The organism is Priestia megaterium NBRC 15308 = ATCC 14581 (assembly GCF_000832985.1).
Classification (GTDB): domain Bacteria; phylum Bacillota; class Bacilli; order Bacillales; family Bacillaceae_H; genus Priestia; species Priestia megaterium.
Map to the genome: position 1 here is coordinate 4,023,833 of NZ_CP009920.1, position 17,341 is coordinate 4,041,173.

At 36.3% G+C, this 17,341-nt stretch carries 15 protein-coding genes; 10 read left to right on the top strand and 5 right to left on the bottom strand.

Annotation, left to right across the window (positions count from 1 at the left end; translation table 11 throughout):
* Nucleotides 1–34: 34 nt before the first annotated feature.
* Nucleotides 35–703: a fructose-6-phosphate aldolase gene (fsa, locus tag BG04_RS20710; protein WP_034652863.1), complete on the top strand. Its 669-nt coding sequence runs from the start codon at nucleotides 35–37 to the stop codon at nucleotides 701–703.
* 63 nt (nucleotides 704–766) lie between these two features.
* Here the strand turns inward: fsa and BG04_RS20715 are convergent, their stop codons facing one another.
* Nucleotides 767–1,660, bottom strand: coding sequence for a hypothetical protein (locus BG04_RS20715; RefSeq protein WP_034652861.1), 894 nt, complete (start codon nucleotides 1,658–1,660; stop codon nucleotides 767–769).
* A gap of 314 nt (nucleotides 1,661–1,974) precedes the next feature.
* Here BG04_RS20715 and BG04_RS20720 point away from each other — a divergent pair, with 314 nt between their 5' ends.
* A complete protein-coding gene (locus BG04_RS20720) occupies nucleotides 1,975–2,499 on the top strand; it encodes a DinB family protein (protein WP_034652859.1) in 525 nt (174 codons plus the stop codon).
* 189 nt (nucleotides 2,500–2,688) lie between these two features.
* Nucleotides 2,689–3,744: an aldose epimerase family protein gene (locus tag BG04_RS20725; protein ID WP_034652857.1), complete on the top strand. Its 1,056-nt coding sequence runs from the start codon at nucleotides 2,689–2,691 to the stop codon at nucleotides 3,742–3,744.
* A gap of 62 nt (nucleotides 3,745–3,806) precedes the next feature.
* Here the strand turns inward: BG04_RS20725 and BG04_RS31695 are convergent, their stop codons facing one another.
* Together BG04_RS31695 and BG04_RS20730 are read right to left on the bottom strand one after the other, a co-directional pair.
* Complete coding sequence (locus tag BG04_RS31695; protein WP_013056562.1) at nucleotides 3,807–3,932, bottom strand: hypothetical protein; 126 nt, start codon at nucleotides 3,930–3,932, stop codon at nucleotides 3,807–3,809.
* Nucleotides 3,933–3,997: 65 nt separating this feature from the next.
* A complete protein-coding gene (locus BG04_RS20730) occupies nucleotides 3,998–4,420 on the bottom strand; it encodes a CBS domain-containing protein (protein ID WP_016763757.1) in 423 nt (140 codons plus the stop codon).
* Nucleotides 4,421–4,636: 216 nt separating this feature from the next.
* On the opposite strand from BG04_RS20730, the gene BG04_RS20735 reads away from it, so the two are divergent.
* A complete protein-coding gene (locus tag BG04_RS20735; protein WP_034652856.1) occupies nucleotides 4,637–5,101 on the top strand; it encodes a hypothetical protein in 465 nt (154 codons plus the stop codon).
* A gap of 178 nt (nucleotides 5,102–5,279) precedes the next feature.
* Here the strand turns inward: BG04_RS20735 and BG04_RS20740 are convergent, their stop codons facing one another.
* Nucleotides 5,280–6,512, bottom strand: coding sequence for a cytochrome P450 (locus BG04_RS20740; protein WP_034652854.1), 1,233 nt, complete (start codon nucleotides 6,510–6,512; stop codon nucleotides 5,280–5,282).
* A 266-nt stretch (nucleotides 6,513–6,778) separates the two neighbouring features.
* Between BG04_RS20740 and BG04_RS20745 the strand changes: the two genes are divergently transcribed.
* Entirely contained in the window at nucleotides 6,779–7,675 is an 897-nt protein-coding gene (locus tag BG04_RS20745) for a TetR/AcrR family transcriptional regulator (protein WP_034652852.1), read from the top strand.
* A 255-nt stretch (nucleotides 7,676–7,930) separates the two neighbouring features.
* On the opposite strand, the gene xylR is transcribed toward BG04_RS20745, so the two are convergent.
* Complete coding sequence (gene xylR, locus BG04_RS20750; protein ID WP_034652850.1) at nucleotides 7,931–9,088, bottom strand: transcriptional repressor XylR; 1,158 nt, start codon at nucleotides 9,086–9,088, stop codon at nucleotides 7,931–7,933.
* Nucleotides 9,089–9,322: 234 nt separating this feature from the next.
* Between xylR and xylA the strand changes: the two genes are divergently transcribed.
* The 5 genes from xylA (at nucleotide 9,323) to BG04_RS20775 (ending at nucleotide 17,336) form a co-directional block, all read left to right on the top strand.
* A complete protein-coding gene (gene xylA, locus BG04_RS20755) occupies nucleotides 9,323–10,660 on the top strand; it encodes a xylose isomerase (RefSeq protein WP_034652848.1) in 1,338 nt (445 codons plus the stop codon).
* A 58-nt stretch (nucleotides 10,661–10,718) separates the two neighbouring features.
* Complete coding sequence (gene xylB / locus BG04_RS20760; RefSeq protein WP_034652846.1) at nucleotides 10,719–12,221, top strand: xylulokinase; 1,503 nt, start codon at nucleotides 10,719–10,721, stop codon at nucleotides 12,219–12,221.
* A gap of 297 nt (nucleotides 12,222–12,518) precedes the next feature.
* Nucleotides 12,519–13,940, top strand: coding sequence for a D-xylose transporter XylE (xylE, locus tag BG04_RS20765; RefSeq protein WP_034652845.1), 1,422 nt, complete (start codon nucleotides 12,519–12,521; stop codon nucleotides 13,938–13,940).
* 374 nt (nucleotides 13,941–14,314) lie between these two features.
* Nucleotides 14,315–15,724 (top strand): sigma-54 interaction domain-containing protein, encoded by a 1,410-nt coding sequence (locus BG04_RS20770; RefSeq protein ID WP_034652843.1) that lies wholly within the window; start codon nucleotides 14,315–14,317, stop codon nucleotides 15,722–15,724.
* Between the two features lie 316 nt (nucleotides 15,725–16,040).
* Complete coding sequence (locus BG04_RS20775; protein ID WP_034652841.1) at nucleotides 16,041–17,336, top strand: CitMHS family transporter; 1,296 nt, start codon at nucleotides 16,041–16,043, stop codon at nucleotides 17,334–17,336.
* Nucleotides 17,337–17,341: the final 5 nt, after the last annotated feature.

Here is a 17,341-nt window from a genome sequence, read left to right on the forward strand (position 1 = left end):
AGATTGATGTATAACAATAAGGAGGAATAGTGAGATGAAATTTTTTATTGATACAGCAAACCTTGAGGATATTAAGAAAGCATACAAAGTAGGTGTTCTAGCTGGTGTGACAACCAATCCATCTTTAGTAGCAAAAGAAGGCGTAAGATTTGAAGACCGCATCGAAGAAATCCTTCAAATGGTACCGGAAGTTGAATCCGTTTCCGCTGAGGTAACGCCTGACGCACTTTCTGCTGAAGACATGATCGCTCAAGCAGAAGAACTGATTAAAATTAACGACGGAGATAAAAATATTACGATTAAGCTGCCTATGACATTGGCTGGCTTGGAAGCGACGCGCTATCTTGCAAAAAAAGGCGTAAAAACAAATGTAACCCTAATCTTTACAGTAAACCAAGCACTTTTAGCAGCTCGTGCTGGAGCGACGTATGTTTCTCCATTTTTAGGACGTCTTGATGATATTTCAGAAGACGGGGTACAGCTAGTATCTAAAATTGCTGAGTTATTCCGCGTTCAAAACATCGACTCTCAAATTATCGCCGCATCTGTAAGACATCCGGATCATGTAACGCGCGTAGCACTTGCAGGGGCTCATATTGCCACAATTCCATACGCTGTTATTGAGCAATTAGCAAAACACCCGTTAACTGACCAAGGAATGGAAAAATTTGCAGCAGATTGGAAAAAAGCAGTTAAAGCTTAACAAAAAATCATATCAATAAAAACAGCTTGGAATAAGCTATGCTTACTCCAAGCTGTTTTTATTTTAACTAGCTAGTTTCTTTTTACGTAAACGCTCTAAGCGTCGCTGCACGCTATTTCTCGAACGCCCGAGCAACTCTCCAATTTCTCGCTGATTGCGCTTTTCCTGATAGAACATACCCCACAACCTGGCATCTTCTTCTGCTGTCCACTTTTTATGCTCATATTTAGGGCGCTTTACATAGTCTAGCTTTCTTTGTTCCTCCACCCACGCTGGTTCTGGAATAAGCGTATTTTTAGGTATTTTAAAAAAGTTAAGGCACGATTTATTTTGTTCAGCCCACTTCCAAAAAGATTGAATGTCAATTCCCATGAATGTTCTTGTCTTGGCGATGATCATTTTATACGGTAGATTCTCTTTATGAATCCACTTGTAAATTGTATGAACATCTGCTTCAAGGCAGGCTGCTAATTCACACGCTGTAATATGTCCTACGTGTGATTTAGCTCCATACACCTCTAAACGACTTAACCTCGATTCTAGTGCTTGCACACTTCGCTGCAATTTCGCTGATATGCGCGAAAGGGATTTTACTCCGTAATACCTTAGCAAATATTCGTCTTCTTGTACTGTCCATCTTCGCATCGCAGTTTTTCGTGTTAGTCCCAAAACTTTTATGCGCGTAGCAATAGAAGAAGGACTTCTGCCTAAGGAGTGTGCCATTTCACGGTTATTCATGAGATCAATGTTCTCCTGTAAAAAAGCATCTTGTTCAAGCGTCCATTTTTTACGTAAAGCTGTATCTGAATCACGAAGATTTAATCGAGTAAGCCGTTTGTTAACTGATTCTTTGCTTCTATGTAAATGCTCACCCATTTTTTGAAGCGTCATCACGCCGTAATGTTCAATGAGAAATCTATCTTCTTCTTGTGTCCATTGCTTTTGATTTTTACTCACTGTTGTCTCACTCCAATTCAAACGGAAAGCTCAAGATGAAAAAGTCGCTAGCAATCTATTTTACCAATGAGCAGTACCCATCCAGACTGATACTCACTGCGTTCTAGCCTATGTATATTTTATCATATTTCTAAACAAAAACCAAACATGTGTTCTTCTTTTGTTTTAGTAAATCTTAAAGTAAGTAGAGGATTAGCTTCTTCCTTTAATAGCAGTCAATTGTGGTAAAATTGACTATAATCGAAAGAATTTTCACATAACTGACAGCTCTTATTATTACGTTAAAAGTCATATTTGTCGAAAGGGGAATTTACATGAATTTTAATTTAAAAGAAGCGATTGAAATACTTGAGCATACGCCACAAACGCTTGAAAAACTTTTGTCTGGTCTATCTGCAGGGTGGCTGCAATGCAATGAAGGAGAAGGAACGTGGAATACCTCCGAAGTCATAGAACATTTAATAGAAGCAGAAAAAAACAATTGGATACCAAGGCTAGAATTCATCCTTCAAGAAGGAAAAGAGGGAGCTTTTCCTCCGTTTGACCGCTATGCCCATTTAAACAAGGAATCTGCTAATTCTATTGAAGAGAAGCTTCTTGAATTCAAAAAGGTAAGAATACAGAATTTACATCAACTAAAGCTGCTAGTTAAGCATGAAAAGCACCTTGAAGTGAGAGGAGAACACCCTGAGTTTGGGGAAGTAAAAGTCAGAGAGCTGCTCTCGACTTGGGTTGCTCATGATTTAACCCATATTGCGCAAATTGTTCGAGTAATGGCAGAACGATATAGAGAAGATGTAGGACCTTGGGAAGAATACTTAGGAATACTAAAGAAATAGCAATGACACACAGTGGCCAGCCTTTATCATTCAAGCTTGAATTAAGAAATGTACACGATTACAATAAAATGAGAATAATGAAGATTCAGGAAGGATTGCAGAGGGAACTATAACAACATATCCGATGTTTATAACATGTAGGGTCCGTTAAGCAATTTACGAATAAAAAGAGGATTGGACTGATTAAAAGTGAAAGTGAACTCAGAGAAATTTGGCGAACTAAACAATCAAGCTGTACATGCTTATACCTTATTAAATGATGAAGGGCTTAAAATCACCTGCCTTGACTATGGATGTGTAATATCAAATATTGAAATGCCGGATTCTAAAGGGAAGATTGAAAGTGTTGTATTGGGATTTGATTCAATAGAAGAATACCAAAAGTATTCTCCTTATTTCGGAGCTGTGGTCGGACGCGTAGCAGGGCGTATAGGTGGAGCATCGTTTGAGCTTAATAATGAAACCTATCGTCTAGAGAAAAATGAAGGAAACAATCATTTGCATGGTGGAAAAGAAGGATTCAGTCATAAAATATGGAATGCCAAAACTATTGAGACAACTGATCATGTAGGTGTTGAATTTACATATGTAAGTAAAGACGGAGAAGAAGGGTATCCCGGCAACCTTGAAGTGAAAGTTACGTATACATTAACGAATAAAAATGAGTTCCATATTTCTTATGAAGGAACAACAGATCAAGACACTCTTATCAATTTAACAAATCATACGTATTTCAATTTAAGCGGAAATCTAAAAGAAACGGTCTTAGATCATGTTTTGAAGATGAAAAGTAACGAATTCTTAGAGTTAAATGATGATCTTTTACCTACTGGAGAAGTGTTAAACGTCACAGATACCCCATTTGACTTTAGAGAAGGACATAGTCTCAAGGAAGGTGTGGACTCTGCACATCCGCAAAATATATTAGTGGGTAAAGGGTTCGACCATCCATTTCTTTTAGAAGCAGAAGCTGAAAATCAGATGTCATTATTTGATCCTGCAAGCGGCCGCAAAATAGAAGTCAAAACGGATCAGCCTTCAGTCGTTCTCTATACGGGAAATCATCTAGACGAAGAGTTCGAAATTAGAGGGGTTCACTCAGAGAAATACCTCGGTGTTTGCTTAGAAACACAAGGTTTGCCAGACGCTATTCATCATAAGCATTTTCCTTCTTGTGTATTAAAGCCCGGTGAGAAGTATAAGGCATATACTCACTATACATTTATAACTGATGGCAGCCTGTAACAAAGCGGGATGATAAAAAGGATTACAAACGAGCCTCTGCCGATTGTAATCCTTTTTTATTGTTATTTTTTCTTTTGGCTTTTTGCGCGATTAGCGTCAAGCTCAGCCGCATATTCCTCTTGAGACTTTCCTTGCTTTTGACTCTCAGACTGAATCTTTTTAAATTTGTTATCGTTTAAATTTGGCATATTAGCACCTCCTTGCAGACAAGGTTATTTTGTACAAGCATTAAGGATTTATATGCTAAAAAGTTTTAATGAACTTGATTAGAAATTTCGCTTAATGCTGCACCGGCTTCATCAACATATACGTTTACTGTCGCAAGGTCGCCGATTGCACAGATTCCAACCATATTATTATTCTCCACTACAATAATGCGGCGAATTTGATGGTCAGCCATCATACGTGCACACTCATGAATATCCGTATCCGGAGAACAAGTAATTACATCTTTAGTCATGCAATCATGGCAATGCACAGTGTTGCAATCTTTTCCATCCGCCACGCAATTTAACACGATATCACGGTCTGTGATCATTCCCATTACTCGATTTTCTTGACACACTGGCACAGAGCCACAATTAATATCACGCATTAATTTTGCAGCTGCTGTTATTGGGTCGTGCGGTGCACAAGCTTTCACATCTTTAGTCATAACTTCACGTACTGTAGTCATTTTTAATTCCTCCTTTTAAACATTCACCTCCGTATTTTCTCCATGCACATGCAGAATATGAGAATCAATAATTTCCTGAAAGCAAAAAATCTTGTAATAAAAGGTGAATAAAAGAACTAACGCAGTGTAATAAACACATAAAAAAGAGCCTATTACACAAACTAAAGAGAATATGATTTAGCTTAGATTTTCGTAACGGCAGGAGTTGGGTACATAATGAAAGGAAAGTTAACGCTTTTGGCAGTACTTTTATTGCCTTGGCTGTCTATAGTAAAAGTTGATAAATTTGGCTTTAAAAGATACCTACCTGTTTTGACATTTAGTTCATTAGTTATTGCTTTTATCAGTGAGTTATCTAAAAGCTTTACATGGTGGAAAGTGAAGAAACCTCTTTTCCCTAAACTTTCAAGCGACGTTTCTTTTATATTTGGACCGTTTTTTATAGCTAATTTTTGGGTATTCAAACTGACCTATGGGAATTTCAAAAAATATTTGTTAATTAACGTCCTGTTTGACTATCTATTTGCTTATCCTTTGACCAGTCTGGCAGAAAAACTGAAGGTATACAAAATGGTAAACATGACTCGCTTTCAACTTTTTCTCATCTCGATTACCACTGCTCTTATTAATTATTTGTATCACTATTTTATAGAAGATGTACTAAGGCAGAGAAGGCAATAGCTGATATTTCGTTAACCAGCTCATCGCCACTTATATTTCGGTACTGTCAGCTTTAAATCGTATTAAAGCCCTCCTAAACTTGGTACATAAGTAGTTAAACGAGATAATAAAATAAAAGAGAAACATGAGAGAAGATAAACCTCTTTCACGTTTCTCTGCTTTGTCATGCACCTAAACTTTATCTGTACACCGTCATGGGCAAGTATGTTAAAGATTGACCCGTAGCTGAAGCTGTTAAATGCGGTTCTAACTCAAAGTCTTCAAATGGTTCAATATGAGAAAAGGCCTCTAAAAATGCTTCTAAAATAATTTTCATTTCAAGTCGGGCAAGAGGGGCGCCCAAACAAAAATGAGGTCCGTTTCCGAATGTTAAGTGCTTTTTATTAGTTGGACGATGAATGTCTACAGAAAAAGGGTTTTCAAACATAGTTTCATCCATATTACATGCACTCATCCACGCAATAACGACATCTCCTTTTTTTAGCTTAACGCCTAATAGCTCGTTATCTTGTTTAACCGTGCGATCTCGTCTGGAGATATGAAACCGATATCGAAGCATTTCTTCTACTGCTTTTGGAGCTAATTCTCTATTGTTTCTCAGCTCGCTGTATAACGACTTGTCGTCATATAAAAAAGAATAAAACATATTTGCAATGGCGTGACTTGTGGTTTCAACGCCTGCACCTAGAAGCAACATGGTAGCGTGTACAATTTCTTCATCTGTGAATGTTTCACCATCAACTTCAGCTTGAATTAAGTCTGAGATAATATCATCAGAAAGGTTGGAGCGCTTTTCAATGACAATCGGGTAGAGGTATTGAAAATATTCAGCTCCTGCACGTTGCTTTTCTTGTTCAATCTCTTCTAATCTTTCTTGGTCATAAGGCTGAAACAGAATGTCTACCCATTTTTTAAACTGATATCGGTCTTTTACCGGTACGCCGAATAGATCTGCTATAACTAGACTAGGAAAAGGAGAAGATAAATCGTCCACAATATTAATAGTTGAATTCTTTTGTATCGCTTCTACAAGGTCTGCTGCAATTTGTTTGATTCGCGGTTCCCAGTTCTTTAAACTGCGAGGAGTAAAGGCTGCAGCAAGCAAAGATCGCGCTTTCCGGTGGTCAGGAGGATCTAAGTTTGTAAGGTTGGTGATTGGAGATGTGCTTTTTTTCTTACTATTATCTCCAACAAAAATAGTGGTTCTCTGTCCATCGCTTGAAAAAAAATCGTAGTTGCTCAAGACTTGTTTAACATGTTCGTATTGGAATACATTCCATGTGTTTGTTTCTTCATGAAAATAAACAGGGGAGTTGTTCAACATTTCTTTATACCATTGGATAGGGAAAAACTCTTCTGCACGTGATTGAAATTTTGGAATTTCTGTAACGGGAATGACTTCTTTGTTCATGTGATCTTATTCCTCCTTCAGAATAGGTATAGATTTGGAATTTACTAGCTACATAGCGCTCAGTAGTTGTCACTTGCTAGATAAATAGTTACTTTGTCGAATAACCTATACTATTAGTACATTTTTATACAATTAGTATAAAAATGTACTAATAGTATATAATTATTTTTACTTGGTTATCAAGGAAAAAGGATAAAATTCACGTAGGAAAAGGCAGATAAGCTATACTAAATAAAAAGTAAATTGTAAACAGAGGAGTAACAGCAATGAATCAAAAACAGCTAGATATTTTAGGGCATACGCACCAGCTTTTTATGGAAAAAGGATACGTAGACACTTCGGTACAAGATATATTAGAAAGAAGCGGGATTTCAAAAGGAACATTTTATAAATATTTCTCATCTAAAAGCGAACTGCTTATCTCATTACTTTCGTCTCTGCAAGAATCACTTATTCTACAAAGAGAAAAAGTAGTCATTGAATATAGAGGGGATAATCAGAAGGGATTTCAAGAACAGATGATCTTTATGATGAACTTTGCAGAGCAAAACAAAATTCCTGAAATGATTGAAAGTACACTCGTTTTAAATGAAGTTAAAACATTTCATTATATAGAGGAATTAAAAGCTGCAACATTCAACTGGATATATGAACGTTTTCAGCAGATTTTTCCGTCTAAGACTTCTCCTTATTTATTTGATGGAGCTGTGCTGCTAGAAGGAATGCTTAACAATATGTTTAAAATGAACAAAGCGCTGAACTATCCATTACCTATTGAACAAATTGTCCGTTATTGCATGAAGCGTACAGAGGAAATCATAATCGAAGTAGCAGAACAAAAAGAACAGTTATTTAGCCCTTCCGTTTACTCTGCGGTATTTAATAAGAAAACAGAAAGTCATTTTTCGACAGATCTGACGCGTGTAACTGCGAAGTTAAAACGGGTGATTGAAAATAAACTAACAAATGAAGAAGAACGAAAGAGAAGTCTAGAATTTGTTACGTTTATATCGGATGAATTGCTGCAAAATGATACGGAGCCTCGCACGTTCATTATTCAGAGCTCTCTTTTATCGCTAGAGAAAATCAATACTCTCGCACAGACCAAAGAGCTAGAGGAATATAAGGAAGTCGTAACTACTCTGACAAGACATTCTTCATAATTTAAAAAGCATATGAGCTAAACTAACAGTGAAGGCTCTGCGTCGTCTAAGAAAGAGAAGGTTGCCTATAAAACATATAAACAGCCAGTTGCCGTTATGATAGGTGACTGGCTGCATTGGATGAAAAAGGTGAGGGTGGAGATAGACATAATACTCTTATTAAAACTGTTTAAATTCCTTCCCTTTAATAGAAAATAGCTCCTTCATTCTTAAAATCAAACGTGATATAGTTTACTAACCTTTGTATTCACTTAACTAACTTATAGGGGTAACACTTAAGAAAGAATCAATAACGATGGAAACAGCTCCTAAAGCAGGGGCATTTTTTCCTAACGAAGAAGGCAATAGTTCACATTTATTGTCTAAATGAGAATGAACTCTAGAAGAAACTTCGTTTTTAATCGTATTTAAAACAATGGGATGAGATTCAATTATATGATTTCTCAAGATAACAGCTTCTACATCAAATGTATTAAGGATATTGGTTAATCCAATTCCGATATAAAAGCCAAAGTTTTGAAGTGCATTTAACATTTCTACATCATTTTTATTTGCGCGTTCCACAATCTCTTTTCGAGAAATATTCTTATCTTTTTGAGAGAGCGAAGCCAGTAACGCTTTTTCAGAAGCATATAATTCCCAACAGCCTCGATTTCCACAGCTACATTTGGGGCCATTAAAATCTATCGTCATATGACCCATTTCCCCAGAAAAACCCTGAACACCCTTATACAATTCGTTGTTAATAACAAGTCCAGTTCCAATTCCGACATTAATACTGATGTAAACGATGTTTTCGTAGTTTTTTGTCATACCAAATACTTTTTCACCGTATGCTCCTGCATTAGCTTCATTTTCAACAAAAACCGGAACATTAAACTCATTCTCAATTAAAAGCTGCAAATCTTTGATATTCCAATTTAAGTTAGGCATAAAAATAATTTGCTGATGACGATCTACAAGGCCTGGAACACAAATTCCTATTCCGACTAGACCATAAGGGGACTCAGGCATATGGGTTACAAAATCATGAATAAGTGCAAATAAAATCTCTTTTACTTCACTAGCGGAAGAACTAGAAAAGTCAGAAGTCTTCTCGAGAATAATATTTCCTTCTAAGTCGGTTAGAATTCCGTTAAGGTAGTCGACTCCTATATCGATACCGATCGAGTAGCCTGCATTCTTATTAAAAACAAGCATTACAGGTCTTCTGCCGCCCCTAGATTGTCCTGTCCCAATTTCAAAAATAAAATCTTTTTCAAGCAGTGTATTTACTTGAGAGGAGACAGTAGACTTGTTTAGTCCTGTAATCTCAGAGAGAGTTGCCCTGGAGACAGGGGAGTTCTTTAAAATTTCATCTAATATTAATTTTTGATTCATTTTTTTTACTAAAGCTTGATCTGCAATTTGAATAATAACCGCTCCTTTGTTTATCTATCGAACTAAGTTAGTGTTTTATGAAGCTTGAATTAGATATTTAAAAGTATCATACCTAATATTATAACTAAATTTTCTAAAAAAAACATTGAAATAGACATTTATTTTGTATATGATGAAATAAAGTTAGTTTATTGGATAAACAAACTAACTTTATTAAGGTAGTTGATGGATAAACTTGTTCACTTAAATCAAAGGGGGAAATGACAAATGGTCCAAACTAGTACTAATAAAATTAATTATTTTGAAAGCGTAAACAAAGTTTTATACGAAGGTAAAGATTCTAAAAATCCTTTAGCTTTTAAATACTATAACCCTGAAGAAGTAGTAGGCGGTAAAACGATGAAAGATCAGCTGCGTTTTTCTGTTGCTTACTGGCACACGTTTACAGCAGATGGTACGGATCCTTTTGGTGCAGCTACTATGCAAAGATCCTGGGATAGATATGATGGAATGGATTTAGCAAAAGCGAGAGTTGAGGCAGCTTTTCAACTTTTTGAAACATTAAATGTTCCATTCTTCGCATTTCATGATCGAGACATTGCTCCTGAGGGCAGTACGTTGCAAGAAACAAATAAAAACCTTGATGTTATCGTCACTATGATCAAAGAATACATGCAAACAAGTAACGTAAAGTTATTATGGAACACAGCGAATATGTTTACAAATCCCCGGTTCGTTCATGGTGCAGCTACTTCTTGTAATGCAGATGTATTTGCTTATGCGGCGGCTCAAGTAAAAAAGGGGCTTGAAACAGCAAAAGAACTAGGCGCAGAAAATTATGTATTCTGGGGCGGCCGTGAGGGATATGAAACACTGCTTAACACAAATTTGCAGTTAGAGTTAGATAACTTAGCCAGATTTATGCATATGGCTGTAGATTACGCAACCGAAATTGGATATAGGGGGCAGTTTTTAATTGAGCCTAAACCTAAAGAACCTACAACACATCAGTATGATACCGATGCAGCAACAACTATTTCATTTTTAAGACAATACGGATTAGATAAATACTTCAAACTTAATCTAGAAGCTAACCACGCAACGTTAGCTGGGCATACATTTGAACACGAATTACGAGTAGCTAGAGTACAAGGCTTCTTAGGGTCCGTGGATGCAAACCAAGGTGACCCTCTTTTAGGCTGGGATACAGATGAATTCCCAACGGATTTATATTCTACAACGCTAGCAATGTATGAAATTCTGCAAAATGGAGGGCTGGGCAGCGGAGGATTAAACTTTGATGCTAAAGTACGCAGAGGTTCTTTTGAACAAGATGATTTACTCTATGCTCATGTAGCAGGAATGGATGCGTTTGCTCGAGGGTTAAAAGTAGCACATAAATTAGTAGAAGATCGTGTTTTCGAAAATGTTATCAACGAGCGCTACAGCAGCTTTAAAGAAGGAATTGGGCTTGAGATTGTGGAAGGAAAAGCTAACTTCCATACACTGGAGCAGTACGCGTTTAAAAATCCGAATATTGCGAATAAATCAGGAAGACAAGAACGTTTAAAGTCCATTTTAAATCAATATATTTTAGAAGTTTAAAAGACAAACGAGAGTAGAAACAATTTCTACTCTCGTTTATAAACGCGGAGGTATCAAGATGAAATATGTAATTGGAATTGATCTAGGAACAAGCGCCGTAAAAACGGTTTTAGTTGATACAAAAGGCAAGATTTGCGCTGTGGTTTCTAAGAATTATCCTCTCCTTCATGAAAAAACAGGGTATAGTGAACAGAATCCAGAAGAATGGGTTCAGCAGACGGCTAGTGCTTTAAGTGAATTAATTGCTAACGCTAATATAAAACCCGAAGATATAGAAGGAATTAGTTATTCTGGACAAATGCATGGCCTTGTGATGCTGGATGAAAACTACAACCTATTACGTAACGCCATTTTGTGGAATGATACAAGAACAACAGAACAATGTCATCATCTCTATAAAGTCATTGGAGAAAAACGTCTTTTAAAGATAACAAAAAACCAGGCTTTAGAAGGATTTACTCTTCCTAAGTTATTGTGGGTAAAAGAGTATGAACCGGCTATATTTGAAAAAACAGCTGTATTTATGCTGCCTAAAGATTATTTACGCTTTAAAATGACCGGCTTTATTCATAGTGAATATTCAGATGCTGCCGGTACATTATTATTAAACATCAGCAAGAAAAAATGGGATGATGAGCTTTGCCAATTAGCAGGAATCAATATTAATCTTTGTCCGCCACTAGTTGAATCTAGTGAATGCATAGGCAATATTAGTGAAGCGTTCTCTCAAAAAACGGGATTAACCACTTCAACGAAAGTATTTGCAGGTGGAGCAGATAATGCTTGCGGAGCAATTGGCGCCGGCATTTTATCATCAGGGGAAACACTATGTAGCATTGGGACATCGGGTGTTGTTCTTTCTTATGAGGAACGAAGCGATAGAGACTTTGATGGAAAAGTCCATTATTTTAATCATGGAAAAGAAAATGCCTTTTATACGATGGGCGTTACGCTATCTGCGGGGCACAGTTTAGGCTGGTTTAAGGACAATTTCGCAAAAAACGTCACGTTTGAAGAATTATTGGCTGACCTAAAAAATGTCCCAATCGGCTCAAACGGCCTTTTATTTACCCCTTACTTAGTCGGGGAACGTACACCGCATGCAGATGCTACGATTCGCGGAAGTTTTATAGGAATGGACGCCTCTCATAAAAAGAGAGACTTTACGCGGGCAGTTATTGAAGGGATTACGTTTTCATTAAATGAATCAATTGAAATTTTTCGAGAAAACGGAAAGGAAATTACGTCTATTGTATCAATCGGCGGGGGAGCAAAAAACGATCACTGGCTTCAAATTCAAGCAGACGTTTTTAATGCGAAAATCGTAAAGTTGTCTACTGAACAAGGCCCAGCGTTAGGAGCAGCCATGCTAGCAGCTTATGGCTGTGGCTGGTATAACTCATTGGAAGAGTGTGCAAACGTATTTATTACGTCTTCGAAAACATATTATCCTAACGCAGAACATGTACAAGTCTATAAACAGCTTTATGAATTATATAAAGAAGTATATCCTCAAACACACGGCTTAAGTAAAAAGCTAGGCGAATTTAAAAGGAAGTAATAGGTTGAAAAATATGCAACCTTGCTTTAAAAAGGAGCTTCATATAAAAGTAGCTTGTATTAATTGATTATGGTTGTATATCGATATACCTGACACAAAAGGAAGTATAGAAATTGCTGTAGTAAGAGTTGATTCAATAGAAAAATACGTACATTAGAGGGGAGGATAAGAGCAGTTAGTTGAATGGACGAAGAATATTTCTTTTGTGTTCCAAGAATTTGAAAACGCATTCAAATAAGTGCGAACTCAGTTAGAAATAGAACTTCTGCTGTTACCCTTAACTGCTTTTAACAACGCATGAAACAAAATCGAAACTCATTATATATTTTTTCTATTACCTTAGTTGCCGCTATCGGGGGGTTACTGTTTGGATATGATACAGCTGTAATATCTGGAGCTGAAGAATCATTAAAGGTGTATCTTATTGACAGCTTAGGATTAGGATCTTTAGCACACGGTGTTACTGTATCAAGTGCTTTGATAGGGTGTATTATTGGAGGACTGATATCTGGTTATTTTGCGACGAAACTAGGACGCAAACAATCACTTATACTAGCAGCTATTCTTTTTATAGTCTCAGCGTTAGGCGCTTCTTATCCCGAGTTTTTATTTTTTACAAAAGGGGAACCGACATTCTCTTTGTTACTAGCTTTTAACTTCTACCGCATTATAGGTGGGATTGGTGTTGGCCTAGCATCAGCCATTTGTCCGATCTATATAGGAGAAATTGCACCGGCAGATATTCGCGGCAGATTGGTATCGTTCAATCAATTTATGATTATTTTTGGAATGTTAGTCGTTTACTTCGTGAATTGGGGTATTGCAAATGGGGAAACCTTAGAATGGATTAATGATGTAGGTTGGAGATACATGTTTGCTTCAGGAGCTATTCCAGCTTTACTTTTTGCAGCACTCTTGTTTTTAGTTCCTGAAACGCCTCGCTACTTAGCTATACAGAATCAAGATCAAAAAGCTTTAGCCATACTAACTAAAATTAATGGATCTTCAGAAGCGAAAGCAATTTTAGAAGATATTAAACAAACAATTTCTACCAATGTTTCGTCTGAAAAATTATTGGCATATGGAAAATTAGTTATCGTTGTAGGTATACTGCTTTCTGTATTTCAACAATTTGTAGGAATCAATGTAGCTTTATATTATGCTCCGCGTATTTTTGAAAGCATGGGAGCAGCTAAAGGTTCTTCTATGCTGCAAACCATTATTATGGGATTAGTAAACGTTATTTTTACAGTAATTGCAATTTTGACGGTTGATCGTTTGGGAAGAAAACCTTTATTAATAACAGGGTCTATCGGAATGGCCATTGGAATGTTCGGTGTAGCAAGCATGGCTTTTTCAAACATCATTGGTATAGGAACGCTTGTATTTATCATTATTTATACAGCTTCCTTTATGATGTCATGGGGACCAATTTGTTGGGTGCTCATTTCAGAGATTTTTCCTAATAAAATTAGAGGTCGTGCTGTAGCCATTGCCGTAGCTGCTCAGTGGGCAGCTAACTATTTTATTTCCTCTACGTATCCTGTGATGATGGAATATAGCGGAGGATTAACATATGGTTTCTACGGTTTAATGAGTGTACTTTCTGCTTTATTCGTTTGGAAATTTGTTCCTGAAACAAAAGGTAGAACTCTTGAACAAATGGAAAATATGTGGAGAAAAAAACAAGAGGCTTCAAAGAGTAAGAAGGTCATATAACCATTAAGCTTTTGCTTAGAGGAAAGATGAATATAAACTTTCAAAAACACCTAAACTATCTTTAGGTGTTTTTAATATGTAACCTTTATGAAGAAAGTGGATAGCTTTTTTAAAGGATATTGCTATAGTGATAAGTCTCTTTGAAAATAGAAATATAGTTTTCTTTATGAGGAGTGTTTCATCGTAAATATAAATAACGGTGCAATGAATTTACACATTAATAATGGAGGAAGCAAGCTTATATCCACTTATATAAATCAGATTATTCAAATTAGTTGAGCGGACTCTGTTTCAAAAAAGAGAAAATTAGTTGATAATTATAAATAAAGCAAGAATCTACTCTCAAGTTATTATAGAAAGGAGCTTATAATACTGTGAAGAATACATTTCAAGAGCACATAGAAGTCGACTGCTCCTCTAAAAAGTTTAACTGGTGGCATGCAGTTATAAATTCGATAAATGATGGTATTCTAGTTATCGACAAAAAAGGGATTGTTAGATTTATTAACCCAGAGTATACAAAGATTACAGGAGTAAAAAGTGATATTATCGGAAAACCGCTAATAGAATATCGCCCAGGTGCTCAGTTAACAAATACCCTAAAAGATCAACAATGCAGAGTAGGCGTATATCGAAAGGAAAAAAATCGGGAATATATGGTGGACATGGCTCCAATTATAATAGAAGGTAAACTTGCAGGAGCCGTATCGGTTTGTAAAAGTCTCAATGAAGTTGATAAATTATCAAAAGAGTTAAGAAGACAAACGGAAAAGCTAAAGAATTTAGAAAACCGAATGGATTCTATTTATGAAGCAAAGTATACATTTGAACAAATAATTGGTGGGGACGGAGGGTTAAGGCACGTTGTTCATATAGCTGAAAAAGTAGCAGAATCTCAATTTCCTATTCTTGTGACGGGAGAAAGCGGCACGGGAAAAGAATTATTTTCACAGGCTATACATAATAAAAGTGAGCGCAAGCATGGTCCTTTTATACCTGTAAATTGTGCCGCTATTCCTTCGTCTCTGTTAGAAAGTGAACTTTTTGGATATGGAGACGGTGCTTTTACAAATGCTAAAAAAGGCGGGAAGGCTGGACTATTCGAAATAGCAGACAACGGAACTATATTTTTAGATGAAATTGGAGATATGTCGTATGATCTTCAGGCTAAGTTGTTAAGAGTCCTACAAGAGAAAAAGATTCGAAGGGTAGGAGAAGCTACTGAACGTGCAGTGGACGTAAGAATTATTGCTGCTACACATCGCAATCTAAAGCAGCTTGTGAATAAAAAACAGTTTCGAGAAGATTTATTTTATAGACTTAACGTGATTCAATTAGAGATACCTCCTTTAAGAAAAAGAAGAGAAGATATACGTGAACTCGTCTATTCTTTTATTAAATACTCGACCACCAACACTTCTTACAAAATTGACGAATATACACTAGGTTTTCTTCAATCTTATCATTGGCCTGGCAACGTAAGGGAATTAAAAAATGTAATTGACTATGCAACATGCATGGCGGAAGACACAGATATTGTATTTCGTCATCTCCCAGAATTTATGATTAAAAATGAAAAAAACTTTTCAGATATTGTAAGTAAAACAGAGAAATCTAGTCGAACACTGCAAGAAGCTATACAGGATAAAGAGTGTGCATTTATTCAGGAAATATTAAGAAAATATCCAAATAACATTGAGGGAAAAAAGAAAGCAGCAGAAGTTTTAGATATTTCTTTAGCTACTTTATACAATAAAATGAAAAAATATCATATTCATTTCTAAGTCTTTAGAAAGATTTCTAGATTCTTAGAAATGCTGAAGACTCTGTATTAAGAAGTGTATTTCTTTACCAAACAGCAGTTATTTCTAAAACATTAGAATTTAGATTAACAAAAACAAAGAAAGAAAGCAGCTTTATTGGTGGCGCTTTCTTTTTTTGTTGTGTCTTAAATTTCTTTTATCACATTTTGAAAGGATTTAGTAACGGTTTGTTGCTATTCTTACATATCTTTGGCATGAATCCTGCAAGAACAAAAAGTACCGAAGTTTTTTACATCTAAGATTTTTGAATCTATAAATTTAAGGCAGGGGGGATTACATGTTAGCACTATTAGGATTTTTAATTATTGGTGTATTTCTATTTTTAATTATGACCAATCGTTTATCTGTATTGATTGCCTTAGTTCTCGTACCAACTGTTTTTGCGTTAATAGGCGGATTTGGGCTAGAAATGGGAGACATGATGTTAGAAGGCATTATAAAAGTAGCGCCTACAGGTATTATGATTGTTTTTGCAGTTTTGTACTTCGGCTTAATGATTGATACAGGCTTATTTAAGCCTATGATTTCTAAAATGCTTCGTCTAGTTAAAGGAGATCCGTTAAAAGTAGTCGTAGGGACAGCTATCGTCACAATGCTTGTATCATTAGACGGAGACGGTGCATCTACTTTTATGATTACAATTACAGCGCTGCTACCTCTTTATAAGAGATTGAAGATGAATCCTCTTATTTTATCAGGAGTGGTTGCTTTAGGAGCAGGAGTTATGAACTTAGCTCCTTGGGGAGGACCTACTGCTAGAGCTATGACTACATTTAATGCAGATTCTTCTCAATTATTTAACCCTGTTATTCCCGCAATGATTGCTGGGATTGTATGGGTGTTAGCATCTGCGTTTTGGCTTGGGAAAAAGGAGAGGCAGAGACTAGGAGTCATTGAACTGGAAGAACATGTACAAGGGTTTACAGAACATGCAGCTGCTCTAGAAGCAAAAGGACCACGGCTTTTTTGGTTTAATCTTGCTTTAACAATTTTGCTTCTTATCGCGTTAATTAAAGTATGGCTACCTTTACCGATTTTATTTATTGTCGCTTTTGCAATTGCTCTTTTAGTGAATTATCCCAATCCAGAAGAGCAGCAAAAACGTTTACTAAGCCATGCAAACAACGTGTTAATTGTTTCTACGATGATTTTTGCTGCAGGCATTTTCACGGGTATTCTGACAGGAACAAAGATGATAGATGGAATGGCCTCTGCAATGGTTAGTATTATCCCTGAATCACTAGCTTCTTACTTACCTGTACTAGTAGCGGTTACAAGTATGCCTCTTAGCTTAGTGTTTACACCGGATGCTTACTATTTCGGAGTATTACCAATTATTAGCCAGACGGCTTCTAACTTTGGCATCGATCCAATTGAAATTGGCAGAGCAGCTATTTTAGGACAGATGACGACTGGATTTCCATTAAGTCCTTTAACCGCCTCGACCTTTATCCTTGTAGGGTTAGCGGGAGTAAATTTAGGCGATCATCAGCGTTTTATCTTTAAGTGGGCATTTGGAACGACCATTGTTATGACGATTGTGGCATTAATAACGGGAGCAATTACTATTTGAGGTGA